Below are 26,556 nucleotides of genomic sequence, written 5' to 3'. Positions count from 1 at the left end.
ATTTCTGGAAATAAAGGGAAGAGATGGATGTGTTGTTGTGGGTAAATCTATTTTTATTCTTGGCTCATTTGTTGAAGCTAATGATTATATGAGGTATCAATATTTTTTGTATGAAAGGAGTATTACATAGCATTTTGTCTTGAAAGCGTAATTTAGCATTTTTTTCTAAAAAAATTTGAAGCATAGTTTTTCTTGAAAATCAGTATGAGCGATATTGATGTTAGGGTGATTGTTGTAGCGGATTTTATTGTTAGAGGAAGAATGAAGGTAAATTTCGGTTAGTTATTATTTTATTTAAACATATGGGGGCAAAGTGCCATATCTTTCCCTCTTTGGCCTCTTAGTCTTCCTCGACGGACAGAACAGGAGTTCTTTAGCGTCCCTGGTTTTGCGGTTGATGCCTCCAGCCAAGCTGGTTGTTATTGACAAATGGACCTATTCTGCGTATAAAAATCGCCTTCGAACCAATCCTATGGATGACTTGCATTTATGCGGTTGTCAGCGTAGTATTTGCCACGTTTTCGGACGCGGGGTGGAGCAGCTTGGTAGCTCGTCGGGCTCATAACCCGAAGGTCGTCGGTTCAAATCCGGCCCCCGCAACCACTTACTTCCAGTAAAGTGTTTTTTCAAATACGTTCTTCACTCAATTTCTATCTCTTTTTGCAGTGATTTTTGAAAAAATCCTTCACCGAAAGTTATGCCGTGCTGGTTCGCGGTATTAGGGTCCAGTTGCATAAAGCCCCGATTTTTCGGGGTTTTTTGTTATTTGGCAACAAACAACTGGGCTATTAGGCCCTTTTTTTATGTCTTGGGGGTGGACTTGTCCACATTAGAGCAAAAATTAACAGAGATGATTTCAGCGCCCGTGGCCGCATTAGGCTACGAATTAGTTGGAATTGAGTTCATCCGTAGTCGCCAATCGACGCTGCGTATCTATATTGATAGTGAAGATGGGATCACTGTTGATGATTGTGCTGATGTCAGCCACCAGGTCAGTGCGGTATTGGATGTAGAAGACCCAATCACTGTTGCTTATAACCTGGAGGTTTCGTCTCCAGGGCTCGAACGTCCCTTATTCACAGCAGAACACTATCTGCATTTCATCGGTGAAGAGGTGACAGTGGTGCTGCGTATGGCAGTCCAGAATCGCCGTAAATGGTTGGGTGTGATCAACGCTGTTGACGGCGAAATGATCACCATAACAGTGGAAGGCAAAGATGAAGTATTCGCGCTGAGCAACATTCAGAAAGCGAATCTTGTACCCCACTTTTAAAGTTTGGATGAGGCAACTAGGATGAACAAAGAGATTCTGGCTGTTGTTGAAGCAGTTTCCAATGAGAAAGCCCTTCCGCGCGAGAAGATTTTTGAAGCGTTGGAAACCGCACTGGCGACAGCGACCAAGAAAAAATACGAACAGGAAATTGATGTTCGCGTCAGTATCGATCGCAAAACGGGCGATTTTGATACTTTCCGTCGTTGGTTAGTCGTGAATGAAGTCACTCAGCCAACTCGCGAAATTACGCTTGATGCTGCGCAGTTTGAAGATCCTTCTCTCGATGTTGGTGGCTACGTTGAAGATCAAATCGAATCCGTAACCTTTGACCGCATTACCACGCAAACGGCAAAACAAGTTATCGTACAGAAAGTTCGTGAAGCTGAACGTGCGATGGTTGTTGATCAGTTCCGTGAACAAGAAGGCGAGATTATCACCGGTGTCGTGAAGAAGGTGAACCGTGATAATATTTCGCTTGAAGTCAGACCAATGGATGGCTCTAACACGAGTGCGGAAGCAGTCATTGGCCGTGAAGACATGCTGCCTCGCGAAAATTTCCGCCCTGGTGACCGTATTCGTGGCGTGCTGTACTCTGTTCGTCCAGAAGCTCGCGGTGCTCAACTGTTTGTCAGCCGTTCCCGTCCGGAAATGCTGGTTGAACTCTTCCGCATTGAAGTGCCAGAAATCGGTGAAGAAGTTATCGAGATTAAGGCTGCGGCTCGCGATCCGGGTTCACGTGCGAAAATTGCAGTGAAGACGAATGACAAACGCATCGATCCCGTTGGGGCTTGTGTCGGTATGCGTGGTGCACGTGTGCAGGCTGTTTCCAGTGAACTGGGCGGCGAGCGTATTGATATCATTCTGTGGGATGATAATCCTGCACAGTTTGTGATCAATGCTATGGCTCCTGCTGATGTGGTATCGATCGTCGTTGATGAAGATACCTGCACGATGGATATCGCCGTTGAGTCGAGCAATCTGGCTCAGGCGATTGGTCGCAACGGGCAGAACGTCCGTCTGGCTTCCCAATTGTTGAAACAGCATCGTTCAGACGATCGTTGGGAACTGAACGTGATGACAGTGGAAGATCTTCAAGCCAAGCATCAGGCTGAAGCACATGCTGCAATCGACGTCTTTACCAAGCATCTTGATATTGATGAAGAATTTGCCACTGTGCTGGTTGAAGAAGGTTTCTCTTCACTTGAAGAACTGGCCTACGTGCCAATCAAGGAACTATTGGCCATCGAAGGCCTTGATGAAGAAACCGTTGAAGCATTGCGTGAGCGTGCTAAAGCCGCATTAACAACGCTGGCACTGGCGCATGAAGAAAGCCTTGGTGACGGTCAACCTGCTGAAGACTTGCTTAGCTTGCCTGGGCTGTCGCGTGAGTTGGCGTTCAAACTTGCTGCGATCGGTGTTTGTACGCTGGAAGATCTTGCTGAACAGGGCGTCGACGACCTGACGGATATTGAAGAGCTCAATGATGAGCAAGCGGGCGAATTGATTATGGCCGCGCGTAATATCTGTTGGTTTGGCGACGACAACGAATAACGAACTGTAGCAGGAAAGGAACAGCATGACAGATGTAACCGTAAAATCGCTGGCCGCAGAGATTCAAACTCCGGTGGACCGCCTGGTACAGCAGTTTGCTGATGCGGGAATGACCAAGTCTGCATCGGACTCTGTGACCCAGCATGAAAAAGAAACGTTATTAGCGCATCTGAATCGCGATCGCGGTAATGCGCCGAGTAAATTGACGCTGCAACGCAAAACGCGTAGCACGTTAAATGTCCCTAGCACCGGCGGTAAAAGTAAGTCGGTGCAGATCGAAGTCCGCAAGACACGCACTTATGTAAAACGCGATCCAATTGATGCCCAACGGGCTGAAGAGGAAGAGCAGGCACGGCGTGAAGCGGAAGAACAGGCACAACGTGTCGCTGAAGAGCAGGCTAAGCGCGAGGCCGATCTGCGCGAAGCTGCTGAGAAAGCGAAGCGTGCTGCCGACGAGCAAGCCAAACGTGAAGCCGCTGAAAAAGCTAAGCGTGATGTAGCGGAAAAAGAAAAAGTGACGAACCAACAAAACGAAAATATGACCAAGCCGGCTCAGTCTGAGAAAGCGAAACGTGAAGCGGAAGCTGCCGAGCTTAAGCGTAAAGCAGAAGAAACTGCGCGTCTTAAAGTTGAAGAAGAAGCGCGTCGTATTGCTGAAGAAGCTCGCCGCATGGCTGAAGAAAACGCCGGACGTTGGGAAGCGGAAAGCGCTAAACCTGAAGAATCTGCTGATTACCATGTGACAACATCTCATCATGCACGCGAAGCGGAAGATGAGAACGACCGTCAGGTTGAAGGTGAACGCCGTAGCCGCACCCGTGCTGCTAAAGTCACCAAGCAGAAGAAAGGCAACCGTCAGTCTGAGTCCAAAGCTGACCGTGAAGAAGCGCGTGCTGTTACCCGTGGTGGTAAAGGTAAGCGTAAGCCAAGTTCACTACAGCAGAGCTTCAACAAGCCTGCTCAGGCGGTTAACCGCGATGTTGTGATTGGCGAAACGGTTACCGTTGCTGAGCTGGCTAACAAAATGGCAGTTAAAGGCTCTCAGGTCATCAAAACGATGATGAAACTGGGTGCAATGGCAACCATCAACCAGGTCATCGATCAGGAAACCGCGCAGCTGGTAGCGGAAGAGATGGGGCATAAAGTCATCCTGCGTCGTGAAAACGAGCTGGAAGAAGCGGTAATGAGCGACCGTGATATGGGTGTTGCGGCGGAATCCCGCGCGCCGGTCGTGACCATCATGGGTCACGTTGACCACGGTAAAACCTCTCTGCTTGACTATATCCGTTCAACCAAGGTAGCAGCAGGCGAAGCGGGTGGTATTACCCAGCACATCGGTGCTTACCACGTTGAAACTGACAACGGTATGATTACGTTCTTGGATACACCGGGACACGCCGCGTTTACCGCAATGCGTGCTCGTGGTGCTCAGGCTACAGATATCGTGGTACTGGTTGTTGCGGCAGATGATGGCGTGATGCCTCAGACAATCGAAGCAATCCAGCACGCGAAAGCGGCTCAGGTTCCGGTTGTTGTCGCCGTAAACAAAATCGATAAACCTGATGCCGATCCAGACCGTGTGAAAACCGAACTGTCTCAGTACGGTATCATGCCAGAAGAGTGGGGCGGTGAATCTCAGTTTGTCCACGTATCTGCTAAAGCGGGTACGGGTATCGACGAGCTGCTAGATGCGATTCTGTTGCAGGCCGAAGTTCTGGAGCTGAAAGCGGTCCGCAGCGGTATGGCAAACGGTGTAGTGATCGAATCCTTCCTGGATAAAGGTCGTGGCCCGGTTGCAACCGTACTGGTTCGCGAAGGTACGCTGAATAAAGGTGACATCGTTTTGTGCGGCTTTGAATATGGCCGTGTTCGTGCGATGCGTGATGAGTTAGGCCGTGAAATTGCGTCAGCGGGTCCTTCTATTCCTGTAGAAATTCTTGGCATGTCCGGTGTGCCTGCCGCAGGTGATGAAGCGACGGTTGTTCGTGACGAGAAGAAAGCGCGTGAAGTTGCCTTGTATCGTCAGGGTAAATTCCGTGAAGTCAAACTGGCTCGTCAGCAGAAATCTAAACTGGAAAACATGTTTGCCAACATGACTGAAGGTGAAGTTTCTGAACTGAACATCGTTCTGAAATCTGACGTACAGGGTTCTTGTGAAGCCATTTCTGATTCACTGCAGAAACTGTCTACTGACGAAGTGAAAGTGAAGATTGTCGGTTCCGGTGTGGGCGGTATCACAGAAACTGACGCTACGCTGGCAGCGGCATCGAATGCGATTATCCTTGGCTTTAACGTTCGTGCAGATGCATCAGCTCGCCGCGTAGTTGAAGCGGAAAGTCTGGATCTGCGTTACTACTCCGTCATCTATGATTTGATCGACGAAGTGAAACAGGCGATGAGCGGTATGCTGGCGCCGGAATACAAGCAAGAGATCATTGGTCTGGCCGAAGTGCGTGACGTCTTTAAATCACCGAAATTTGGCGCTATCGCTGGCTGTATGGTGACGGAAGGTATCGTCAAACGTCACAACAAAATCCGTGTACTGCGTGACAACGTGGTTATCTATGAAGGCGAATTGGAATCTCTGCGCCGCTTCAAAGATGACGTTAACGAAGTCCGTAACGGCATGGAATGTGGTATCGGCGTGAAGAACTACAACGATGTTCGCCCAGGCGATATGATTGAAGTCTTTGAAACGATTGAGATCAAACGTACGATCGCCTAATCCATTTCAGCGACGACGTAAGTGATTTGTAAGGGGGGCCTAGTGCCCCCCGATTTTTACTGGAGGATTTATCATGGCAAAAGAATTCAGCCGCACCCAGCGCGTTGCGCAGGAAATGCAAAAAGAAATCGCCATTATCATTCAACGTGAAGTGAAAGATCCGCGCATCGGCATGGCGACCGTATCTGGTGTGGAAGTTTCTCGCGATCTGGCGTATGCCAAGGTTTTTGTAACCTTCCTGAATGATAACGAGCCAGAGCAAGTTAAAATAGCGGTGAAAGCACTGCAAGATGCGTCTGGCTTTATCCGTATGATGATCGGCAAAGCAATGCGCCTGCGTGTTGTTCCTGAATTGACGTTCTCCTATGACAACTCATTGGTTGAAGGGATGAGAATGTCCAATTTGGTAACCAATGTGGTTAGAAACGATACGGAACGTCGTTCTGTTACGGGCGAAGATCAGGAGGATTAATGAGTCGTCCTCGTCGCCGTGGCCGTGATGTACACGGCGTATTGTTATTAGATAAACCGCAGGGCGTGTCGTCTAATGATGTTTTGCAGAAAGTAAAACGGATTTTTAACGCGAACAGAGCAGGCCATACTGGAGCGTTGGACCCATTAGCAACCGGTATGCTGCCGATTTGTCTTGGGGAAGCGACAAAGTTTTCCCAATACTTGCTGGACTCTGATAAGCGCTACCGTGTCATTGCTCGCCTTGGGCAACGCACCGATACCTCTGATGCTGATGGCAACGTAATTGAAGAGCGTGCCATTGGCTTTTCTGCTACGGATCTGGAGCAGTCGCTGGAGAGCTTTCGCGGTACTACGCAACAAGTGCCATCCATGTACTCGGCGCTGAAATACCAGGGGCGTAAGCTGTATGAGTACGCTCGTCAGGGGCTGACGGTTCCGCGTGAAGCGCGTGAAATCACCGTTTACGAACTTCAGTTTATTCGTTGGGAAGGCGATGAGCTGGAGCTAGAGATCCACTGCTCGAAAGGGACGTACATCCGTACCATTATTGACGATCTGGGTGAAAAGCTGGGATGTGGCGCGCATGTTATTTACCTGCGTCGCTTGCAGGTTGCCACGTACCCTACCGAAAGAATGGTGACGCTGGAGCAATTGTCGGCATTGGTCGAGCAGGCTCAGACGCAAGAACACGCACTTTCTCTGACTCTTGATCCGCTACTTATGCCGATGGAAAGCCCGGTCATTGATTTCCCAGAAGTAAATTTGCCACCCGTTGTTGCAGGTTATTTGAAGCTTGGACAAGCGGTTCAGGCAGCGAATGCACCGTTGAACGGCATGGTGAGAATCACCGAGGGCGACGCGCACAAATTTATTGGAATGGGTGAAATTGACGACGATGGTCGCGTTGCGCCACGGCGTTTGGTTGTTGAGTTTCCGGTGTAAACCCGCCCGTAGCTACCTTGCTATCGCGGAACGCTGAGGGTAGAATAGCGCGGCTTGACTATTGGGTAGCTGAATTAGAGATCGGCGCCTGTTTTTTATCTATAATGTTTGGAGTATTACAATGTCTCTAAGTGTTGAAGCTAAAGCTAAAATCGTAGCAGACTTCGGTCGTGGCACTAACGATAGTGGTTCTACTGAAGTTCAGGTTGCTTTGCTGACCGCGCAGATCAACCATCTGCAAGGCCACTTTTCTGAGCACAAAAAAGATCACCACAGCCGTCGTGGTCTGCTGCGTATGGTTTCTCAGCGTCGTAAGCTGCTGGACTACCTGAAGCGTAAAGATGTAGCACGTTACACCAGTCTGATCGAGCGTCTGGGTCTGCGTCGCTAAGTCTTCTGAGTTTCAGTGGGAAGGGGCCTCTTTTGGCCCCTTTCTTCTAGGAAGCGTTAGCAAAACAGAGTAGTGTATTGTTGTTAAATATGATCTTTCATTACAGAGGTTCGCGCGGCTAATGAGAGGCTTTATCTGCATAAGCAAGATAAGGGTTGTCATTAGTCGTGAGGATGTAGTGTAAAGGTCGGGAGTTCATTGGTGCGTTTATCTAGAATACGTGTAACGCGCCCCAGTTAAGGATATTATTTTGCTGAATCCGATCGTTCGTAAGTTTCAATATGGTCAGCATACCGTCACGTTAGAGACGGGTATGATGGCACGCCAGGCTACCGCCGCTGTAATGGTAAGCATGGATGATACAGCGGTATTTGTTACCGTTGTCGGCGCTAAAAACGCTAAACCCGGCCAAAGTTTCTTCCCGTTGACGGTTAACTATCAAGAGCGTACTTACGCTGCTGGACGTTTCCCCGGTGGTTTCTTCCGCCGTGAAGGTCGTCCAAGCGAAGGCGAAACGCTGATTTCCCGCCTGATTGACCGCCCGATTCGCCCTCTGTTCCCAGAAGGTTTCCTGAATGAAGTTCAGGTGATTGCAACTGTCGTTTCCGTTAATCCACAGGTTAACCCTGACATCGTTGCTATGATTGGTGCTTCTGCTGCGCTGAGCCTGTCCGGTATCCCGTTCAGCGGCCCTATCGGTGCGGCGCGCGTCGGTTACCTGAATGACCAGTATGTCCTGAACCCAACGACAGATGAGCTGAAAGAAAGCCGTCTGGATCTGGTTGTTGCAGGTACTGAAGGCGCGGTTCTGATGGTGGAATCTGAAGCTGACTTGCTGAGTGAAGACCAAATGCTGGGTGCAGTCGTATTTGGTCACGATCAACAACAGGTTGTTATCGAAAACATCAACGCTCTGGTTGCCGAAGCTGGCAAGCCGAAGTGGGACTGGCATGCGCCAGAAGTGAATGTTTCTTTAGAGCAGCGTGTACAGGCTTTGTCTGAAGCTCGTTTGGGTGACGCTTACCGCATCACCGAAAAACAAGAGCGCTATGCACAGGTTGACGTCATCAAAGCTGATGTTGTTGCTGCTCTGCAAGCCGAAGATGAGACGCTGAATGCTGGCGAGATCCAGGAAATCCTGGGCAACGTCGAGAAAAACGTTGTGCGTAGCCGCGTACTGGCTGGCGAACCGCGTATCGATGGTCGTGAAAAAGACATGATTCGTGGTCTGGATGTGCGTACTGGTGTACTGCCGCGTACCCACGGTTCCGCACTGTTTACCCGTGGTGAAACGCAGGCGTTGGTCACTGCAACGCTGGGTACTGAGCGTGATGCGCAGACCATTGACGAACTGACCGGTGAACGTACCGATCGCTTCCTGCTGCACTACAACTTCCCTCCGTACTCTGTTGGTGAAACGGGTATGGTGGGTTCGCCTAAGCGTCGTGAAATTGGTCACGGTCGTCTGGCTAAGCGCGGCGTGTTGGCTGTTATGCCGAAGGCGAGCGAGTTCCCGTACACTGTGCGTGTGGTCTCTGAAATCACAGAATCTAACGGTTCTTCTTCGATGGCGTCTGTCTGCGGTGCTTCTCTGGCACTGATGGATGCAGGTGTGCCGATCAAATCAGCCGTTGCGGGTATCGCGATGGGTCTGGTGAAAGAAGGCGACAACTTCGTTGTTCTGTCCGACATTCTGGGTGATGAAGACCACCTGGGCGATATGGACTTCAAAGTTGCTGGTAGCCGTGAAGGCATCACCGCGCTGCAAATGGATATCAAGATCGAAGGGATTACCCGTGAGATCATGCAGGTTGCTTTGAATCAAGCCAAAGGTGCTCGTTTGCACATTCTGGGTGTGATGGAGCAGGCAATCAGCACGCCACGTGGTGATATCTCCGAATTTGCACCGCGTATTCACACCATCAAAATCAGTACCGATAAGATCAAAGATGTGATCGGTAAAGGTGGTTCAGTGATCCGTGCTCTGACCGAAGAGACGGGTACGACCATTGAAATCGAAGACGATGGTACAGTGAAGATCGCTTCAACTGACGGTGAAAAAGCGAAACACGCGATTCGTCGTATTGAAGAGATCACTGCCGAAATCGAAGTCGGCCGCGTGTATCAGGGTAAAGTTACCCGCATCGTTGATTTTGGTGCTTTCGTCGCTATTGGCGGCGGTAAAGAAGGCCTGGTACATATTTCTCAGATCGCCGACAAGCGTGTAGAGAAAGTGACTGATTACCTGCAAATGGGTCAGGAAGTGCCAGTTAAGGTTCTGGAAGTTGATCGTCAGGGCCGCGTGCGCTTAAGCATCAAAGAAGCTAATGCGCAAACTCAGGAAGCGGCAGCCCCGTCTTCTGAGGAATAACGACTGTTAGAAAACGGTCCTATGGCACCTTGCCTGATTATGGCAAGGTGCTGCATATATCGTAAGGGTATGGATGTCCTTGCGTTGAGCAGTCCGGGACAGGATGTTCATCCAATGTTTGTCTTCGGGAGTGGGAAATGAAGCCTTTCTTGCGCTGGTGTTATGTTGCAACAGCACTCATGCTGGCAGGATGCAGCAACACGGATTGGCGTAAAGACGCAGTATTGGCGATTCCGTTACAGCCGACTTTGCAGCAGGAAGTGATCTTGGCACGCATGGAACAAATCCTTGCAAGCCGGGCATTAACCGATGATGAGCGAGCACAGCTATTATATGAGCGCGGAGTGCTGTATGATAGTCTCGGGCTACGGGCATTAGCGCGGAATGATTTTTCACAAGCGTTGACGATCCGCCCTGATATTCCAGAAGTTTTTAACTATTTGGGTATCTATTTAACGCAGGCAGGCAATTTTGATGCTGCCTATGAAGCGTTTGATTCTGTACTAGAGCTTGATCCAACTTACAATTACGCGCGTTTAAACCGTGGCATCGCTTTGTATTATGGCGGTCGCTATCTGTTAGCGCAGGATGATCTGCTGGCGTTTTATCGAGACGATCCGAATGATCCTTTCCGTTCGTTATGGCTGTATCTTGTGGAGCGAGAAATCAATCCAGAGACGGCCAAAATTGCGTTGAAGAAACGCTATGACGACGCGAAGAAAGGGCCTTGGGGATGGAATATTGTCGAATTCTACCTGGGCAGTATCAGTGAAAAAACACTGATGCAGCGTTTACAGGAAGAAGCTACGGATAACACTTCGCTCGCTGAGCATCTCAGTGAAACTGACTTCTATTTAGGTAAGCACTACCTAAGTCTGGGGGACAAGAACACCGCTTTGGCGCTGTTCAAGCTGACGGTTGCCAACAACGTCCATAACTTTGTTGAGCACCGCTATGCATTGTTGGAATTGGCGCTATTAGGCCAAGAGCAAGACGACCTATCAGGATCGGACCAGCAATAGCTGACGAACACTTACATCAGCCTAAAAAACTTCGGTTATCACCTTCACGGGTGAGGGCTTTTTTGTTCGCTTTTTAATCCAATTTGAGCCGGTTCACACTTTTCAATGAAAATGACTGAAAATTTTCACGACGAGTTATGTAGACTGGCCGCCATGTTTAATGAGGCACGTGTACATGACTGATTTATTTACTTCTTTTTCCGATTTGGGGCTGTCTGCTCCTATTATTAATGCCCTGACCGATCTGGGCTATGAAAAACCATCGCCGATTCAGGCTGAATGTATTCCTCACCTGCTGAACGGTCGTGATGTGCTGGGTATGGCACAGACCGGTAGCGGTAAAACTGCGGCTTTTGCTCTGCCATTACTCAATAACTTAAAACCTGAGTTAAAAGCGCCGCAGATGCTGGTGCTGGCACCAACCCGTGAGTTGGCTGTTCAGGTTGCTGAAGCCTGTAATGATTTTGCTAAGCATATGCACGGCGTTAATGTTGTTGCCCTGTACGGCGGCCAGCGTTATGACGTTCAACTGCGTGCTTTGCGTGGTGGAGCCCAGATCGTTGTTGGTACTCCTGGTCGTCTGCTGGATCACTTGAAACGCGGTACGCTGGATCTGTCCAACCTGAGTGGTCTGGTTCTGGATGAAGCTGATGAAATGCTGCGTATGGGCTTCATCGAAGATGTTGAAAACATCATGGCTCAGATCCCTGCGGCGCATCAGACTGCGCTGTTCTCTGCAACCATGCCAGAAGCGATTCGCCGCATTACGCGTCGTTTCATGAAAGATCCGCAAGAAGTTCGCATCCAATCAAGCGTGACTACGCGTCCAGATATCAGCCAGAGCTACTGGACTGTGCAGGGTATGCGTAAAAATGAAGCGCTGGTGCGTTTCCTGGAAGCAGAAGATTTTGATGCGGCAATTATTTTCGTTCGTACCAAGAACGCTACGCTGGAAGTGGCTGAAGCGTTGGAACGTAGCGGTTACAACAGTGCTGCGCTGAATGGTGACATGAATCAGGCACTGCGTGAGCAAACGCTGGAGCGTCTGAAAGATGGTCGTTTAGATATCCTGATCGCGACCGATGTTGCGGCGCGTGGTTTGGACGTTGAGCGTATCAGTCTGGTAGTGAACTACGATATTCCGATGGATGCCGAATCTTACGTCCACCGTATTGGTCGTACTGGTCGTGCAGGTCGTGCAGGTCGTGCTCTGCTGTTTGTAGAAAACCGCGAGCGTCGCCTGCTGCGCAACGTTGAACGCACAATGAAGCTGACGATTCCTGAAGTGGAATTGCCAAATGCGGAACTGTTGGGACAACGTCGTCTGGCTAAGTTTGCTGCTAAAGTACAGCAACAGCTGGAAAGCAGCGATCTGGACATGTACCGCGCGCTGTTAACGAAACTGCAACCGCAGGAAGAACTGGATATCGAAACGCTGGCCGCCGCGCTGCTGAAAATGGCACAGGGCGAACGTCCTCTGATTCTGCCGCCAGATCCGGTATTCCGTCCGCGTCGTGAATTCCGCGATCGTGATGAGTCTCGTGGTGATTCACGTGGCGATCGTCGCCGCGATCCGCGTGATTCTCGCGAAAGCCGTGACGGTGACCGTCCACAACGCCGTGAGCGTCGTGATGCGGGTGAGATGGAGCTGTATCGTATCGAAGTGGGTCGTGATGACGGCGTCGAAGTTCGTCATATTGTTGGTGCTATCGCCAACGAAGGGGATATCAGCAGCCGTTACATCGGTAACATCAAGCTGTTCGGGTCCCACTCAACGATCGAGCTGCCAAAAGGTATGCCGGGCGACCTGTTATCGCACTTTACTCGCACGCGTATTCTGAACAAACCAATGAATATGCAATTGCTGGGTGATGCCGTTGCACAGCCAGAACGTCGTGGTGGTGGTCGTCCTGGTGGCGAACGTCGTGATGGCGCCGCTCCACGTCGCTCTTTCGGCGGTGGTGAACGTCGTGAAGGTAATGGTAACGGCGGTGAGCGTCGTGAGCGTTCTTTCAACCGTGAAAACCGTGACGGTGCTTCACGTGCTCCGCGTCGTCGTCCTGCTGACGCGTAAGTTTCACTTCAGCTTGTTCCAATACAGGCTGTAGCAATATTTTATTCAATGCAAAACGACCCGTTCAGGGTCGTTTTTTTTTGTTACTACCACCCATCAAGGCGTGTTAGAGCGTCTGCCGTATATCCATCGCGATTTCAAAAGATCGCAATCGTGCCTGATGGTCAAAGATTTGACCATTGATCATCACTTCATCCGCCTGTGTTTCACGCAAAAGACTCTGTAATCCATGACGTACCTTGGCGCTATCACCGACAATCGACAGCCGTAGTGCTTGCTCTGCGCCAAACTGTTCAACGGGAGATCCAACCGTATCGATGTTTTCTACCGGTGCAGGGAGCGGACCCGGCGTGCCACGGCGTAGGTTGATGAACTGTTGCTGCATCGAGGTGAAGAGGAAACGCGCATCCCGATCGCTATCGGCCGCCACCACATTGACGCAAACCATCGCGTAGGGCTTGGCGTGGGTGGCAGAAGGGACAAAGTTTTCACGGTAGAGACGAAATGCTTCCAGCAACATATCGGGCGCGAAATGCGCGGCGAAGGCAAAAGGTAGCCCCAGTCTCGCGGCCAGCTGTGCGCTATACAGGCTCGAACCTAATAGCCAGATCGGAACGTGTAAGCCTTGTCCCGGGACGGCCTGCACTCCCTGACCCGGCTGTGCATCGGCGAAATAGCGTTGCAATTCCTGCACATCACGTGGGAAATCTTCGATATCGGCATTAAGGTGACGACGCAGCGCCATCATGGTGCGCTGATCGGTGCCGGGTGCGCGGCCTAATCCCAAATCGATGCGGCCGGGATACAGCGATTCCAGCGTACCGAACTGCTCAGCGATGACGAGCGGTGAGTGGTTCGGCAACATGACACCGCCGGAGCCAAGACGGATGCGCGCCGTTCCCGAGGCAAGGTAGCCGAGCAGGACCGACGTTGCTGCGCTGGCGATACCGGTCATGCTGTGGTGTTCCGCCAGCCAATAGCGGTGATAGCCCAATTTTTCTGTGCGCTGCGCCAGATCCAGAGAGCGATGGAAGGCGTCACGCGCTGTCGCACCTTGTGGAATTGGCGCAAGATCGAGGACGGAAAACACGGTGGGTTGAGAAGACATAGACATAATATGGCTCACTTTGTTGTTCACTGACTCCACCAGGCCGGTGGATGCTAACGCCGTCAGTCAATGATGAAAGTCAGATCAGTATGCGGGAATGTCACGGTTATACGTAGTTCAAAGATGCGCTTAGGAAGGAAAGGGCGGTTAGCCGCCCTGATAGGATATGAGTTATTGAACAAGTTCCAGGCCAGCAACGCGACGCCAGTAGCCGTTGCAATCCGCCTGATTTTCCAGTGTTAATGGTGCATGACCTTGCTCGTTGGCGCGGAATGTATCCAGCATGGCTGGAGTGGTGATATCGTTTGGCGACAGCCGGACAATATCGACTAAATCCCGCATTGACGTCAGCTCGTTACCGAGGTTGTAGCAATAGCCGCTTTGCGTCTGGATGCCATTGAGGACGAACACCTGCTGGTTTTCCTGCGACAGCATTTTTCTGCCTTGCGGGTAGCTAAGGCAGCAGGTTTCGCATTCATCTTTTGGTCGATCTTCTGAACGGGCAGTGAAGCAACGCGCAGAATAGGCTAGCGGCAAATGGCCGTAGCTGAGCACTTCTACTTCAAATTGATGGCGAAAACCAAGCTCGTCACACTGATTCAGCAAATTTTGCAGCCAGTCGCGAGAAAGCTCAACTGGCATGCACCAGCGCACCATGCCTTGTTTGTGCAGCACACGTAGGGTATACGCGTTGTAGCAATTGAGCGCGTGCCCGGCAACAAACGGCAGATTGCGTTCGGCTGCGATGTTAACGGCGCCCAGATCGTTCGCTTCCAGCAAGAACTCGCCGTTCTCTACATAGCGCTTTAGCTCGGTGAGTTCAGACGGGGCTTGTAACAGTGCCAGCGTAGAGATCACCACCTGTTTACCGCTGTTGGCGACTTCGCGGGCCACGTTGAACCAGTCGGCTACTTTCATCAGACGGCGTTTGCTACACACGGTTTCACCGAGATAAACGATATCGGCGCTGCTGTTCACCGCTGCCTGATAAAATGCCTCGACGTCTTCTTTGGGCCAATAGTAGAGGATATTCCCTAATGCGTATTTCATGTGCTCTCCTGCTACTGCCATTTACGGTGATACGCGCCGAGCGTGGTTTGCGTGCCTTCTGCCACTGAGCCTAACGCATCCATCCAGGCCTGAGTGGGTATGAATGTTTCAGGATTGGCACGGCAGCGATCGATAGCTTGTCTCCACACTTGTGTAATCTGGCTGACGTAAGCTGGGCTGCGTTGACGACCCTCTATCTTCACGGAAGCAATATTGGCAGCCATTAGCTCAGGCAGAAGCTCCAGCGTGTTCAGGCTGGTTGGCTCTTCCAGCGCGTGATAGCGCTGTCCATCGACCAAATAGCGGCCTTTACATAGTGTCGGATAACCGGCGTTTTCATCGTCCTGATAGCGGTCGATCAGAATATTGTTCAGGCGTGATTCCATGCCGTTTTCCGTTTGCTGCCAGCGAACAAACCGAGCGGGCGAGCAGGCACCTACGGTATTCGGTGATTCACCGGTCAGATAAGAAGAGAGATAACAGCGGCCTTCCGCCATGATGCACAGGCTACCGAAGGCGAAAACTTCGAGCGGCACCGGACTGGTACGAGCGATTTGCTTTACCTGATGGATGGACAGCACGCGTGGCAGCACGATACGTGAGACATCGAAGTGACGATGATAGAAACGAATCGCTTCGGTGTTTGTCGCGGAAGCCTGCACCGACACATGGCGTTCAGTGTTGGGGTAGCGCTCGGCGGCATATTCCAACATGGCGAGATCGGCGAGGATCAGTACGTCGGCGCCGATCTGCGCGGCCATATCGACGGCACGCTGCCAGCGCTGATAGCCGTCCGGGTGAGCAAACGTATTGATAGCGATATGCAGCTTACGCCGATGACGATGCACGTATTCGCGTGCTTCCTGTAGTTTCTTATCGGTAAAGTTCAGCCCGGCAAAATGACGTGCATTGGTGTCATCTTTCAGGCCGATATAGACCGCATCTGCGCCATTATCGATGGCAGCTTTCAGTGCTGGCAGGTTGCCAGCGGGGCAAAGCAGTTCCATACACAATCCTTCATTAATCCCTTCGGGCCGTAGCGGGTCGGTACGATCAATGATGTTCAGACTGATACCGCTTTTATGACGGGCGTTTTGCCAGCCACTCTTGCGGGTCGTCGTAAGCGATTATTTATCAGTCGATGAATGTTGTTAACGATTGGGAATCTTAATTAACCCATCAGGTAAGGACTTTGATTTAAGGCAGTTTATGGTGCTAATCGTCGCGCAAGGACAAAATCTGTTGGGCATAATCGGATAAGCGACTAAATTATTGACATAGACCCCTGCCGCTTGCGGTGGATGTGGCAAAATGTTTGCAGATTATCTGAACAGTCAGATTGCTTTAAGAGGAGTATGCCAGTGTTGGAAAAACTACGAGCGCAGATTGTGCGTCAAGGGCCGAGCTTATTAGGTAAGCCACTCAAGTTCACTCCTTTTGCGCTACAGCGTCAGGTTTTGGAACAGATGTTGGGCTGGCAGTTCCGTCAGGCGCTGGAAGAGGGCGATCTGGTATTTCTCGAAAGCCGCTGGCTGAAAATTGAGGTGCGTGATGTCGGTTTGCAGTGGTTTATGACGCTGCGTGATGGTCGTCTGGTGGTCAGTCACGATGAGACGCCGGATGTCAGCTTTAGTGCGGATGCTAACGATCTGATTTTAATCGCCGCGCGCAAAGAAGATCCCGATACGCTGTTTTTCCAGCGTCGTCTGCGCATTGAGGGCGATACCGAGTTAGGTTTGTATGTGAAGAACCTGATGGATGCCATTGAGCTCGAAGCCATGCCAGCGCCGCTGCGTATCGGCCTGCTGCAACTGGCGAACTTTGTTGAAGCAGGCTTACAGGAGGGCGTGGTGCAGACAACGAATCACGCGCCAGTATCATGCTAATTCGGGTGGAAATTCCCGTTGATGCCGCAGGGATCGACAGCTTATTGCGCCGTTCTTTTCCAACGGGCGCGGAAGCGGATCTGGTTCATCAACTGCGTGAAGACGGCTTATTGACGCTTGGCGTGGTAGCAACCGACGATGAGGGCGGCGTGGTGGGCTACGCCGCATTCAGCCCGGTGCTGATCGAAGGTGAGGATCGGCAGTGGGTGGCGCTTGCACCGTTGGCGGTAGACGAAAGTCTGCGCCGACAAGGCGTGGGGGAGAAGCTGGTCTACGAAGGGCTGGATGCGCTGAATGAATTTAGCTACACCGCCGTCGTCGTGCTGGGTGAGCCGGCTTACTATTCCCGCTTTGGTTTTGTTCCGGCTACCGAGCACCAGTTGCATTGTCGCTGGCCGGACAGTGAATCGACTTTTCAGGTCTACCCACTGGCGGACAATCAGGTTGCTGGTGAAGAGTCGTCTGAAGGCGAAAGCGGATTTGAACAGGCGATCGGGCTGGTTGAATATGCAGAGCCGTTTAACCGCTTTCTCTAGCCGATAGCGTATCAATCATTGTGTCTGAAATGTATAGTGTCTGAGGCTGGTCTTGTACCAGCCTTTCTTTTTGTTTTTTGCTCAACTGCTTAATGCGGTATTCCAGCTTGAGTGCGCTTGAGCGATCGCCCACCAGACAGTGAAACACCAGCGTCAACTCGCCTTTACCCCGTAGCGCTTTTGCCCCTTTTCCCGTTTGATGTTGATTCAGGCGGCGGCCGATATCCGTCGTAATCCCCGTGTACAGCGCCCCGTTGACCATGCGCAGCATGTACAGATACCAGAGGGTATGTTCAGCGTCTTCAGTCATGGTTTTGTCAGTGGTTTCTCTGAAACAGTCTGGTTGGCGGTCAGTTTAGGACGCTTATTCTGCTACGTGAAGTGCCGTGTCACTGTTGTTAAGTACTCCGGCATTCATTCAACAGGCGAAGGCTGAATTTATCAAAAGCCGTGGAGATAATTTCAGCTATAAACTTCTGCTGGGCGATCGAGAACCTGCATTGGATTACCGAAAGCCCTCTTCAGGGAAATAATTTTCCTGCGGCTTTTCCCTGTGCCTAGGGAGAAGCCGCTATGCTTACTCTATGCTCTTAACCAGGTTTTTACTCGTGTATTACGCTGGTGATATAGCGTTCCCGTTATTCACCTGATTAACCTTCTTGAGGGCAGTTTGTGTGATTAAAATCACATATAATAACCATCTATTGCATTCCTCTTACATCAAGTGTGAATGAATGCACAAAATAGTCAGGCGCAGCGTGTTCAAATATCTGATGTGTTCACGTGCCTACATAGTTTCTTCCAGTATTGTTCTTTCGGTGTTGAAGCCATCGCAGGATGAACGGTAGAGGAAGGCAGATTGCGGTGAGAAGGATCTCAGTGCCGTTACAGGTTGTATCTCCTGAGCGCCATCTTCAAGGAACCAAGTCCGCTCGCCAAACGTGCTGGTTTACGCCAGTTAATGTTCAGGGCCGGCTAGACCGGCTGACGAGTTGGAGAGTTATATGATCAAGCTAACCATAGCCGCGCAACGTGCGCTGACGCTGATGGGGTTAACCACGTTTTATCGCCTCTGGCGAAAAAGATCCTGCGTGAGTAAGAAACCCCGCCATCTATCTGCAACTGGCGGACGATATCATGGGTGCTGAAGTAGACCCGTCTGCTGGCAACGCTTGAGTACGCCGTTTCTGCTCAACAGAACTGCGCTTAATCACGCGCACACGGCGCACTGTTTTATTCGTGAAAACATTTCATTCATGGCAGCATTTTGTTTATGACTGCATCGGTTCACCACAGCAAATGTGCTTGCAGAGACTGGCTGCTGAGCCATATCAGAATTCATCAGGAGTACAGACCTTGTTTCTGATTCAGGAAATTATTCGTAAGAAGCGTGATGGAAAAGCTCTGAGCGAAGAAGAAATCCGCTTCTTTATTAACGGTATTCGTGACAATACCGTCTCTGAAGGTCAGATTGCCGCTTTGGCGATGACCATTTATTTTCACGATATGTCGATGGATGAGCGCGTGGCGCTGACGTTGGCGATGCGTGATTCCGGTACGGTGCTGGACTGGAAAAGCCTGAACCTGAACGGCCCGCTGGTGGACAAACATTCTACCGGCGGCGTGGGAGATGTGACCTCGCTGATGCTGGGGCCAATGGTTGCCGCCTGTGGGGGCTATGTCCCGATGATCTCCGGGCGTGGCTTAGGGCATACCGGCGGCACGCTGGATAAGCTTGAAGCGATTCCGGGACTGGATATTTTCCCGAACGATGACCATTTTCGTCGTATCATTCAGCAGGTTGGCGTCGCGATTATTGGGCAAACTTCATCGTTGGCTCCGGCGGATAAGCGCTTTTACGCCACGCGTGACATTACTGCTACGGTCGATTCAATTCCACTGATCACCGCATCGATTCTGGCGAAGAAACTGGCTGAAGGGCTGGACGCGTTAGTGATGGACGTCAAAGTCGGCTCTGGGGCGTTTATGCCAACTTATGAACTGTCCGAACAGTTGGCGCAGGCGATTGTCGGTGTGGCGAACAATGCGGGATGCCGCACCAGCGCACTACTGACGGACATGAATCAGGTGTTGGCCTCCAGCGCGGGGAATGCGCTGGAAGTGCGTGAAGCCGTGCGTTTCTTGACGGGGGAGCACCGTAATCCACGCTTGTATGATGTTACTATGGCGCTATGTGGTGAGATGCTGCTCGCGGGCGGGCTGGCAAACTCGGCGGACGATGCACACTCACGTTTGCAGGCCGTGTTGGATAATGGTAAAGCCGCCGACGTCTTTGGCCGCATGGTTGCCGCACAGCGTGGACCGGGCGATTTTGTTGAACACTACGATCGTTACCTGCCGGTGGCGACATTAAGTAAGCCAGTGTTCGCCGCGCGTGAAGGCATTGTGACCGCGATGGATACCCGTGCACTGGGAATGGCTGTCGTCTCGCTGGGCGGCGGACGCCGTCAGGCGACGGATACGATCGATTATAGCGTTGGTCTGGATAGCATGATTAGCCTAGGTGAGCGTGTTGATGCGCAGCGCCCGCTGGCGGTGATCCACGCCAATACGGAAGCGCAGTGGCAGCAGGCGGCGAATGAAGTCCGGGCTGCGATCCAGTTGGGTGACACTGCGCCAGAAAAGACCCCGATGGTTTATCGTCGGGTGAGTGCGGAAGCGTGATTGCGTAGGGTTGGCGATAGGTCGTCTTGAATTGATTTTCCCCTGCCGATAGGTGGGGCGTTAGCGCATCGCTGCGCAGGAGAGAAAAAATGAAACGTGCATATATTATGGTTCTTGACTCGTTTGGCATCGGCAGCAGTGCTGATGCAGAACGTTTTGGTGATGTGGGTTCGGATACGCTGGGTCATATCGCTCAGGCGTGTGCGGCGGGAACGGCGGATAAAGGGCGTAGAGGTACGCTGCATTTGCCGAATCTGAGCCGTTTGGGTCTGGGCAAAGCTGCTGAGGCTTCAACGGGGACGTTTCCGGTAGGGTTGGATGAACACGCCGACATCATCGGTGCTTATGCGCACGCCAGCGAAATCTCCTCGGGCAAAGATACACCGTCTGGCCACTGGGAGATTGCCGGTGTACCTGTCCTGTTCGACTGGGGCTATTTTAAAGATGAAGAAAACAGTTTTCCGCAGGCGTTGCTGGATAAACTGGTCAAACGCGCCAATCTGCCGGGCTACCTGGGCAACTGCCACTCTTCCGGTACGGTGATTCTGGATCAGTTAGCTGAAGAACACATGAAAACCGGCAAGCCGATTTTCTACACCTCTGCGGATTCCGTGTTCCAGATTGCCTGCCATGAAGAGACGTTCGGTTTGGATAAGCTGTATGAGCTGTGTGAGATTGCCCGCGAAGAGCTGACCGAAGGGAATTATAACATCGGGCGCGTGATCGCACGTCCGTTTATCGGCGACAAACCCGGCAACTTCGAGCGTACTGGCAACCGTCACGATCTGGCCGTTGAACCACCTGCGCCTACCATCCTGAAAAAAATGGTGGATGAAAAAGGGGGCGAAGTGGTTTCCGTTGGTAAAATTGCAGATATCTACGCGCAGGTTGGTATTACCAAAAAGGTGAAGGCGACTGGTCTTGATGCGCTGTTTGATGCCACGCTGAAAGAAATGGATAGCGCGGGCGACAATACTATCGTGTTTACCAACTTTGTTGATTTCGACTCCGCTTACGGCCACCGCCGCGATATTCCGGGCTATGCCGCCGCGCTGGAGCTGTTTGACCGTCGCCTGCCAGAATTGATGTCACGCGTGAAAGGTGATGACATCCTGATTCTGACGGCTGACCACGGCTGTGACCCGAGCTGGCACGGCACCGATCATACCCGCGAAAATGTACCGGTGTTGATCTATGGGCCGAAAGTGAAGCCGGGATCGTACGGTCACCGTGAAACCTTCGCCGATATCGGGCAGACGGTTGCTGCCTACTTTGGCCTGTCGCCTATGGACTACGGCAAATCGATACTGTAAAACACGTCGTTTTTACGTGAACTTGATTAATTAAGGAATAAACGCATGGCTACGCCACATATTAATGCAGAAATGGGTGATTTCGCGGACGTTGTACTGATGCCGGGCGACCCGCTGCGTGCTAAGTATATTGCAGAGACCTTTCTGGAAAATGCCCGCGAAGTGAACAACGTGCGTGGCATGCTGGGTTTCACTGGCACGTATAAAGGCCGTAAAATTTCGGTCATGGGGCACGGTATGGGCATCCCATCCTGCTCGATCTACGCGAAAGAGCTGATCACTGAATTCGGTGTGAAGAAGATCATTCGTGTGGGTTCCTGCGGCGCGGTGCGTGAAGATGTCAAACTGCGCGACGTGGTGATCGGTATGGGGGCCTGTACGGATTCCAAAGTGAACCGTATGCGTTTCAAAGATCACGACTATGCGGCGATTGCCGATTTCGATATGGTGCGCAATGCCGTTGATGCCGCCAAAGCGCGCGATGTTTCTGTGCGCGTAGGTAACATCTTCTCTGCCGATCTGTTCTACACGCCAGACCCGCAGATGTTCGACGTGATGGAAAAATACGGCATTCTGGGTGTAGAAATGGAAGCGGCCGGTATCTACGGCGTAGCGGCAGAGTTCGGTGCGAAAGCGCTGGCAATCTGTACCGTTTCTGACCACATTCGTACCGGTGCACAAACCACGTCAGAAGAACGTCAAAATACGTTCAATGAGATGATCGAGATCGCGCTGGAATCCGTTCTGCTGGGCGATAACGAGTAATATCATCACAGCCCGGACATTCGCTCCGGGCTATGTTTCTCCTGTTTTCGTCTTCACATCCTTAGGTAAGAAACCTGCTGACTGTCCGCCTCCGGTGACGTAATCGAACGATCGATAGCGTGGCTCCCTGATCCCTCTTTTTCCTCTGGCGCGAGTGGCGTTAACCGTATCTGATGCGTGAAACAATCCAGCACGGCGGGCTGATGGCTGACGGCCAGCACGATGGTGTGTGGTAGCGTTATCCTGATGTGATCTAACAGCTGAAGCGCCGCTGCATCATCGAGCTGGCTGGTGGCTTCATCCAGACAAAGCAGTGTCGGGCGCAGCAGTAGCGCACGCGCGAGTGACAGGCGCTGTTGTTCACCGCCCGACAGCTCTCGGCTCCAGTTTGCTTTGTCATCCAGACGAGAAATCAGTGAGGCGAGTCCGGTTTGCTCCAGTACCGTGATCAATTGTACGGTATCGGCTAGCTGTGCCTGTGGGTAACACAATACCTGACGCAATGTATCCTGTGGTAAATAGGTTTTTTGCGGCAAGAAGAGTGCTCGACCTACCGGAAAACGACACTCTCCTTGCGATACCGGCCACAGCCCAGCCAGCGCGCGCAGTAGCGTAGTTTTCCCACTGCCGCTGGCTGCGCTGAGTACTGCCCATTCACCCGCCTGAAGCGTAAGTGTCAGCGGGGCGAAATACGGCGAACCATCGGGGCGTGGTATGGATAGCGCATTGATATACAAGGCATGTCCTTCACGGCACGGTGCGTCTGGCGTCGGTAATTGCTGCAAGCGGTGCTGAAACTCCCACAGCCGCTCAATGGTGGAAGACCATTGAACCAACTGACGATAGGCATCGATGAACCAGCCAAAGGCATCCAGCACATAGCCGAAGGCGGATCGCGCCTGCATAATTGCTCCAAGGCTGACCTGACGGGCAAGAAACAGCGGCAGGGTGGCGAAAACGGGGATAATCAGGCTGAAGCGGAAATAGCTGGTGGTAAAGCTTTCTAACCGCAATTCCCGCGCCATTAAACGCTGCCAGTTTTGCACGATGGGCTGAAAGTGTTGCCGCATCCGCTGCTGCTCGGCGTCGCTGCCCTGATAAAACGCAATTTGCTCGCTGTTGTCCCGCACTCGCAGCAGCGTGGCTCGGTAGTCCGCTTCTGTCCGCTGACGCTCAATATTCAGTTTGTGTAGGCGATGGCCCAGCCGATGCGTCACGATACTCGCAAGTGCAGCGTAGGCGAGGGCAATCCACACCAGATAGCCGTGTATCGTGAGGGTATAGCCGCTTAATGTGAAGGTATGGACGCCGGAAAGCTGCCAGAGAATGGCGATGAATGAGAAGAACCGAGCGGTATTTTTTAACAGCGAGAGCAGGAGTTCGAGGCTTTGCTCGATCAGCAGGCGAATATCTTCCGCAATGCGCTGATCGGGGTTATCCAGCCCTGAATTGAGCTGGTAGTGGGCGTGATTGCGCAGCCAGTCCTGTTCATATTGGCGTGTCATGGTATCGCGCCAGCGGATAATCAGCTGTTTCTTGAGCCAGTTTCCGCAGATGATCACCAGTACGAATAGCAGCGTGTAGGCAAGATAGCGCACCGCCATATCGTAGATTGATGCATGCTGAAAGTAGTCGGCCAGCGCGTCGTAAAAATCCCGACTCCAGTTATTGTACTGCACGCTGATCCACACGACGGAGAGCGTCAGGCTCATAATCAGCAGCAGTAGCAGCCACAACAGCGTGGCGCGCGTGGTCAGCCAGAAAGGTGCAACCAGCGAATAAAAACGTTTAAGCGTTTGCATAATGGATTGAGCAATAGCCCGCCAGCAGAAGCCGGCAGGCGAGTGCATTTAGAACTTCCACTTCGCGGTTAGCATGAAATTACGTGGGTCACCGTAATAGTTATTGCCGCTGAGGTGGCGGTTATTCAGGTTCAAGTAGTAGGTTTTATCCGTCAGGTTATTGCCTACCAGATTGAAGCTCAGGTTTTTGCTGTACTGATAGCGGACATTGGCGTTAAACAATGTATAGCCGCCCTGAGACAGGCCAAAAGCCCGGTTAGGGTAAGTTTGCGTCTCGGTCTGCGCCGTCATACCCGCGCCAATCGTCCATTGATTCAACTCACCCGGCAGATTGTATGAGGTGTACAGCTTGAACATATGCTTCGGCGTGCGCGGGCTGAACTGTGCGGCCTTTTCGTTCGCGCTTCCTTCAAGAATTTTACTGTTAATCAGGGTATAACCCGTCTGAATCTGCCAGCCTTCAGCCAGTTTCCCTGTGACATCTAGCTCTACCCCCTGGCTTTGTACCTTGCCTTCTGGCTGGGAACAACTGGTGCCGATCAGACAAACCGAGCTATTCGCGACGGCCATTGCCCGATTTTCCTGAATGATGCGGAACAGCGCCAGCGAGGTGTTCAGATCGCCATCAAAGAACTCGCCCTTCACGCCGGTTTCGTAGTTGGTGCCGGTAATGGCGGGCAACAACTTACCGCTGCTGTCCTTCTCGCTCTGCGGCTTGTAAATCTCGGCGTAGCTCAGGTACCAGGTATAGTTATCGGCAAAGTCCCACAGCAGGCCACCGTAAGGTACAAACTCATTACTGGCATGCAGTGTGCTGAGCGAAGACGTATTACGAATCTGGTTCGTGAAGTATTCGTCATAGCTGTAGGCGCTATAGCGGCCGCCCAGAATCAGCTTCCAGTCGTCTGCCAATTCAAAACGGGCGGTAGCGAAAGCACCGCGCTGATACAAATTAAAACGGTCGTTATAATGGTTGTTGTAGAGACTCGCATTTGACCAATCTGGCTCTGCCAGCGAATTCGGCTGCCAGTTGAAAATATTTACCGCATCCTTGTTGTCGATGCGAATGTGGTTGTTATCAAAATTTTCTTTCTGATAATCACCACCTACCACCAATTCGTGGCTGCGACCCAGCAGCTCGAACGGACCGCTCAGGCTCAAGTTGTAGCCCCACTGTTCGGCTTTATTGTCGTAGCGCAGATTATTGTTTAGCGACGAACTCCCCGTTGCCGGATTGACGCCGCTTGTGCCGTTCATGATACCGATATAACTGCTCGCCGCGCGGGAGTGGATATAGTTCAGCGCGGTTTTTAGCGTCCAGTCATTGTCGAACTGGTGTTCCAGTTCGACGAATGGGTTAATTTTTTCAAATTCGATGCGGTTCCAGCTTGCGCCCAGATAGGTCGATCGAGGCAGGTTCAGGCTGCTTTTATTGGTGGCAAACGGGACGCCATACACATCCGGCACGCCTCGGGTTTTTTGCCAGTTGATGCCGCCGGTGACGGTGGTGGAGGGTGTCAGATCGTAGGCCAGCGTGCCGAACAGCACTTTTCTTTCACTATGCTCGTAATCTTTAACGCTTTGCTTATCCTGATAAACGCCAACGAGACGGCCGCGTAGGCTGGCATCGTCGTTCAGCGGCCCGGAAACGTCGAGTTCACTGCGGTAATTATCCCAACTGCCCGCGCCAACGCTGCCAGATGCCTGAAAGTTGTGAGTAGGTTGCTTACGTACCAGATTCACGGTGCCGCCGGGTTCGCCATTTCCCTGTGATAAACCGGATGCGCCGCGCAGGATCTCGACGCGGTCATAAATCGCCAGATCGGGTGATTCGCTTGAAGACTGAACTGCGCCCATGTTGGATACGCTGTTTTGGCTGGAGAAATTAATGCCGTCTTCTTTGATATTATCCATCACGAAAGCGCGCGATTCGTATTTCACCTGATAGCTGTTCTGATTGACCACGTTGATGCCGGTGGTTTGTTTCATCGCTTCATCCAGCGAGGTCATATTCTGATCGTCCATGCGCTGGCGTGTGACGACGCTCACTGACTGCGGCGTTTCTCGCGGCGACAAAGCTAACTGTGTCGCGGTGTTCATGCTGCGCGTGGTGTAGGACTGTGTCCCTTCGGTCACGCCGTTGCGGTTGACGCCCGCCACGATCAGCATTTCATCTCCTTGCGGTATTCTCTGTAAACGCCAGACGCCGTTAGGCTGCGGAATCACCTGAAGCCCGCTTCCTGCCAGCAGCGTCGCGAATCCGCCATCCACGCCGTAATTCCCTTGCAGAGATTGCCCAGTTTTTCCTGTCGACAGTTGTGCATCGCCGACCAGATAAATGCCTGATTGGGCGGCAAACTGGTTGAGTTGCTGGTTAAGCGGCCCGGCAGGGATGGAATAGGTTTTGGTTGCTGCTGCGGTTGTCGCTTCTGCCGCCATTGCGGTGGAATGTACAATCAGCGGTGTGCCACATAGCAACAGATGAACGGCAATCGCCAGTTTGGAAGGTGTGCGCTGTGTAGAGAAAAATGGAATCAATGCCATGAAAATTCGCCTTCTGACCCAGAGTAAAAATTGGTGGTTTTACT

At 51.8% G+C, this 26,556-nt stretch carries 21 protein-coding genes and 1 tRNA gene; 16 read left to right on the top strand and 6 right to left on the bottom strand.

Annotated features, from left to right (window positions below):
* Positions 1 to 526: 526 nt before the first annotated feature.
* From A6301_RS21585 to A6301_RS21540, 11 genes are all read left to right on the top strand, one after another.
* Positions 527 to 603, top strand: a tRNA-Met gene (locus A6301_RS21585).
* A 217-nt stretch (positions 604 to 820) separates the two neighbouring features.
* A complete protein-coding gene (gene rimP, locus A6301_RS21580) occupies positions 821 to 1,273 on the top strand; it encodes a ribosome maturation factor RimP (protein WP_025919808.1) in 453 nt (150 codons plus the stop codon).
* Between the two features lie 21 nt (positions 1,274 to 1,294).
* Entirely contained in the window at positions 1,295 to 2,824 is a 1,530-nt protein-coding gene (gene nusA / locus A6301_RS21575; protein WP_107170104.1) for a transcription termination factor NusA, read from the top strand.
* A 25-nt stretch (positions 2,825 to 2,849) separates the two neighbouring features.
* On the top strand, positions 2,850 to 5,549 hold the full coding sequence (gene infB / locus A6301_RS21570; protein WP_234258708.1) for a translation initiation factor IF-2: 2,700 nt from the start codon (positions 2,850 to 2,852) through the stop codon (positions 5,547 to 5,549).
* 73 nt (positions 5,550 to 5,622) lie between these two features.
* Positions 5,623 to 6,021 (top strand): 30S ribosome-binding factor RbfA, encoded by a 399-nt coding sequence (gene rbfA, locus A6301_RS21565; protein ID WP_005971529.1) that lies wholly within the window; start codon positions 5,623 to 5,625, stop codon positions 6,019 to 6,021.
* Positions 6,021 to 6,965: a tRNA pseudouridine(55) synthase TruB gene (gene truB, locus A6301_RS21560; RefSeq protein WP_107170102.1), complete on the top strand. Its 945-nt coding sequence runs from the start codon at positions 6,021 to 6,023 to the stop codon at positions 6,963 to 6,965. The genes rbfA and truB overlap by 1 nt, the downstream gene beginning before the upstream one ends.
* Before the next feature lie 121 nt (positions 6,966 to 7,086).
* On the top strand, positions 7,087 to 7,356 hold the full coding sequence (rpsO, locus tag A6301_RS21555; RefSeq protein ID WP_010279698.1) for a 30S ribosomal protein S15: 270 nt from the start codon (positions 7,087 to 7,089) through the stop codon (positions 7,354 to 7,356).
* A gap of 250 nt (positions 7,357 to 7,606) precedes the next feature.
* Positions 7,607 to 9,727 (top strand): polyribonucleotide nucleotidyltransferase, encoded by a 2,121-nt coding sequence (gene pnp, locus A6301_RS21550; RefSeq protein WP_107170101.1) that lies wholly within the window; start codon positions 7,607 to 7,609, stop codon positions 9,725 to 9,727.
* A 137-nt stretch (positions 9,728 to 9,864) separates the two neighbouring features.
* Positions 9,865 to 10,749, top strand: a complete 885-nt coding sequence (gene nlpI, locus A6301_RS21545; protein ID WP_107170100.1) for a lipoprotein NlpI — start codon at positions 9,865 to 9,867, stop codon at positions 10,747 to 10,749.
* Positions 10,750 to 10,854: 105 nt separating this feature from the next.
* Positions 10,855 to 10,932: a protein YrbN gene (yrbN, locus tag A6301_RS22530; RefSeq protein ID WP_099606227.1), complete on the top strand. Its 78-nt coding sequence runs from the start codon at positions 10,855 to 10,857 to the stop codon at positions 10,930 to 10,932.
* Positions 10,925 to 12,823, top strand: coding sequence for a DEAD/DEAH family ATP-dependent RNA helicase (locus A6301_RS21540; protein ID WP_168444495.1), 1,899 nt, complete (start codon positions 10,925 to 10,927; stop codon positions 12,821 to 12,823). The genes yrbN and A6301_RS21540 overlap by 8 nt, the downstream gene beginning before the upstream one ends.
* Positions 12,824 to 12,929: 106 nt before the next feature.
* On the opposite strand, the gene A6301_RS21535 is transcribed toward A6301_RS21540, so the two are convergent.
* From A6301_RS21535 to A6301_RS21525, 3 genes are all read right to left on the bottom strand, one after another.
* A complete protein-coding gene (locus A6301_RS21535; RefSeq protein ID WP_234258707.1) occupies positions 12,930 to 13,937 on the bottom strand; it encodes a luciferase-like monooxygenase in 1,008 nt (335 codons plus the stop codon).
* 165 nt (positions 13,938 to 14,102) lie between these two features.
* Complete coding sequence (locus tag A6301_RS21530) at positions 14,103 to 14,981, bottom strand: U32 family peptidase (RefSeq protein ID WP_107167889.1); 879 nt, start codon at positions 14,979 to 14,981, stop codon at positions 14,103 to 14,105.
* A gap of 11 nt (positions 14,982 to 14,992) precedes the next feature.
* Positions 14,993 to 15,988, bottom strand: a complete 996-nt coding sequence (locus A6301_RS21525) for a peptidase U32 family protein (protein ID WP_234258706.1) — start codon at positions 15,986 to 15,988, stop codon at positions 14,993 to 14,995.
* A gap of 354 nt (positions 15,989 to 16,342) precedes the next feature.
* Between A6301_RS21525 and A6301_RS21520 the strand changes: the two genes are divergently transcribed.
* Together A6301_RS21520 and A6301_RS21515 are read left to right on the top strand one after the other, a co-directional pair.
* Positions 16,343 to 16,867: an SCP2 domain-containing protein gene (locus tag A6301_RS21520; protein ID WP_107167887.1), complete on the top strand. Its 525-nt coding sequence runs from the start codon at positions 16,343 to 16,345 to the stop codon at positions 16,865 to 16,867.
* Positions 16,861 to 17,403: a GNAT family N-acetyltransferase gene (locus A6301_RS21515; RefSeq protein ID WP_215483483.1), complete on the top strand. Its 543-nt coding sequence runs from the start codon at positions 16,861 to 16,863 to the stop codon at positions 17,401 to 17,403. The genes A6301_RS21520 and A6301_RS21515 overlap by 7 nt, the downstream gene beginning before the upstream one ends.
* Here the strand turns inward: A6301_RS21515 and A6301_RS21510 are convergent.
* Positions 17,387 to 17,713 carry a GIY-YIG nuclease family protein gene (locus A6301_RS21510; RefSeq protein WP_234258705.1) on the bottom strand — a complete coding sequence of 109 codons (327 nt, stop codon included), beginning with the start codon at positions 17,711 to 17,713 and terminating at the stop codon, positions 17,387 to 17,389. The two genes, A6301_RS21515 and A6301_RS21510, sit on opposite strands and share 17 nt — an antisense overlap.
* Before the next feature lie 1,046 nt (positions 17,714 to 18,759).
* Between A6301_RS21510 and deoA the strand changes: the two genes are divergently transcribed.
* The 3 genes from deoA (at position 18,760) to deoD (ending at position 22,166) form a co-directional block, all read left to right on the top strand.
* Positions 18,760 to 20,088 (top strand): thymidine phosphorylase, encoded by a 1,329-nt coding sequence (deoA, locus tag A6301_RS21505; protein WP_205541010.1) that lies wholly within the window; start codon positions 18,760 to 18,762, stop codon positions 20,086 to 20,088.
* An 89-nt stretch (positions 20,089 to 20,177) separates the two neighbouring features.
* A complete protein-coding gene (deoB, locus tag A6301_RS21500) occupies positions 20,178 to 21,401 on the top strand; it encodes a phosphopentomutase (RefSeq protein ID WP_234258704.1) in 1,224 nt (407 codons plus the stop codon).
* Positions 21,402 to 21,446: 45 nt separating this feature from the next.
* On the top strand, positions 21,447 to 22,166 hold the full coding sequence (deoD, locus tag A6301_RS21495; RefSeq protein ID WP_012773304.1) for a purine-nucleoside phosphorylase: 720 nt from the start codon (positions 21,447 to 21,449) through the stop codon (positions 22,164 to 22,166).
* 53 nt (positions 22,167 to 22,219) lie between these two features.
* Here deoD and A6301_RS21490 read toward each other — a convergent pair whose 3' ends face one another.
* Positions 22,220 to 24,016 carry an ABC transporter ATP-binding protein/permease gene (locus A6301_RS21490; RefSeq protein WP_234258703.1) on the bottom strand — a complete coding sequence of 599 codons (1,797 nt, stop codon included), beginning with the start codon at positions 24,014 to 24,016 and terminating at the stop codon, positions 22,220 to 22,222.
* Positions 24,017 to 26,512 carry a TonB-dependent receptor gene (locus tag A6301_RS21485; RefSeq protein WP_234258702.1) on the bottom strand — a complete coding sequence of 832 codons (2,496 nt, stop codon included), beginning with the start codon at positions 26,510 to 26,512 and terminating at the stop codon, positions 24,017 to 24,019.
* Positions 26,513 to 26,556 lie beyond the last annotated feature (44 nt).

The sequence above is a fragment of the Pectobacterium sp. IFB5596 genome, from assembly GCF_021432585.1.
Lineage (GTDB): Bacteria > Pseudomonadota > Gammaproteobacteria > Enterobacterales > Enterobacteriaceae > Pectobacterium > Pectobacterium punjabense.
The sequence above is the reverse complement of the archived record's forward strand: the minus strand, read 5'-3'. Positions and strand labels throughout refer to the sequence as shown.

Excerpts from the sequence above, each read along its gene's own strand:
- deoB (WP_234258704.1), top strand. The coding sequence starts at position 20,178 with ATGAAACGTGCATATATTATGGTTCTTGACTCGTTTGGCATCGGCAGC.
- A6301_RS21515 (WP_215483483.1), top strand. The coding sequence starts at position 16,861 with ATGCTAATTCGGGTGGAAATTCCCGTTGATGCCGCAGGGATCGACAGC.
- yrbN (WP_099606227.1), top strand. The coding sequence starts at position 10,855 with ATGAAAATGACTGAAAATTTTCACGACGAGTTATGTAGACTGGCCGCC.
- rbfA (WP_005971529.1), top strand. The coding sequence starts at position 5,623 with ATGGCAAAAGAATTCAGCCGCACCCAGCGCGTTGCGCAGGAAATGCAA.
- A6301_RS21510 (WP_234258705.1), bottom strand. The coding sequence starts at position 17,713 with ATGACTGAAGACGCTGAACATACCCTCTGGTATCTGTACATGCTGCGC.
- rpsO (WP_010279698.1), top strand. The coding sequence starts at position 7,087 with ATGTCTCTAAGTGTTGAAGCTAAAGCTAAAATCGTAGCAGACTTCGGT.
- infB (WP_234258708.1), top strand. The coding sequence starts at position 2,850 with ATGACAGATGTAACCGTAAAATCGCTGGCCGCAGAGATTCAAACTCCG.
- A6301_RS21540 (WP_168444495.1), top strand. The coding sequence starts at position 10,925 with ATGACTGATTTATTTACTTCTTTTTCCGATTTGGGGCTGTCTGCTCCT.
- A6301_RS21530 (WP_107167889.1), bottom strand. The coding sequence starts at position 14,981 with ATGAAATACGCATTAGGGAATATCCTCTACTATTGGCCCAAAGAAGAC.
- nusA (WP_107170104.1), top strand. The coding sequence starts at position 1,295 with ATGAACAAAGAGATTCTGGCTGTTGTTGAAGCAGTTTCCAATGAGAAA.
- A6301_RS21525 (WP_234258706.1), bottom strand. The coding sequence starts at position 15,988 with ATGGAACTGCTTTGCCCCGCTGGCAACCTGCCAGCACTGAAAGCTGCC.
- nlpI (WP_107170100.1), top strand. The coding sequence starts at position 9,865 with ATGAAGCCTTTCTTGCGCTGGTGTTATGTTGCAACAGCACTCATGCTG.
- A6301_RS21485 (WP_234258702.1), bottom strand. The coding sequence starts at position 26,512 with ATGGCATTGATTCCATTTTTCTCTACACAGCGCACACCTTCCAAACTG.
- truB (WP_107170102.1), top strand. The coding sequence starts at position 6,021 with ATGAGTCGTCCTCGTCGCCGTGGCCGTGATGTACACGGCGTATTGTTA.
- A6301_RS21490 (WP_234258703.1), bottom strand. The coding sequence starts at position 24,016 with ATGCACTCGCCTGCCGGCTTCTGCTGGCGGGCTATTGCTCAATCCATT.
- deoD (WP_012773304.1), top strand. The coding sequence starts at position 21,447 with ATGGCTACGCCACATATTAATGCAGAAATGGGTGATTTCGCGGACGTT.
- A6301_RS21535 (WP_234258707.1), bottom strand. The coding sequence starts at position 13,937 with ATGTCTATGTCTTCTCAACCCACCGTGTTTTCCGTCCTCGATCTTGCG.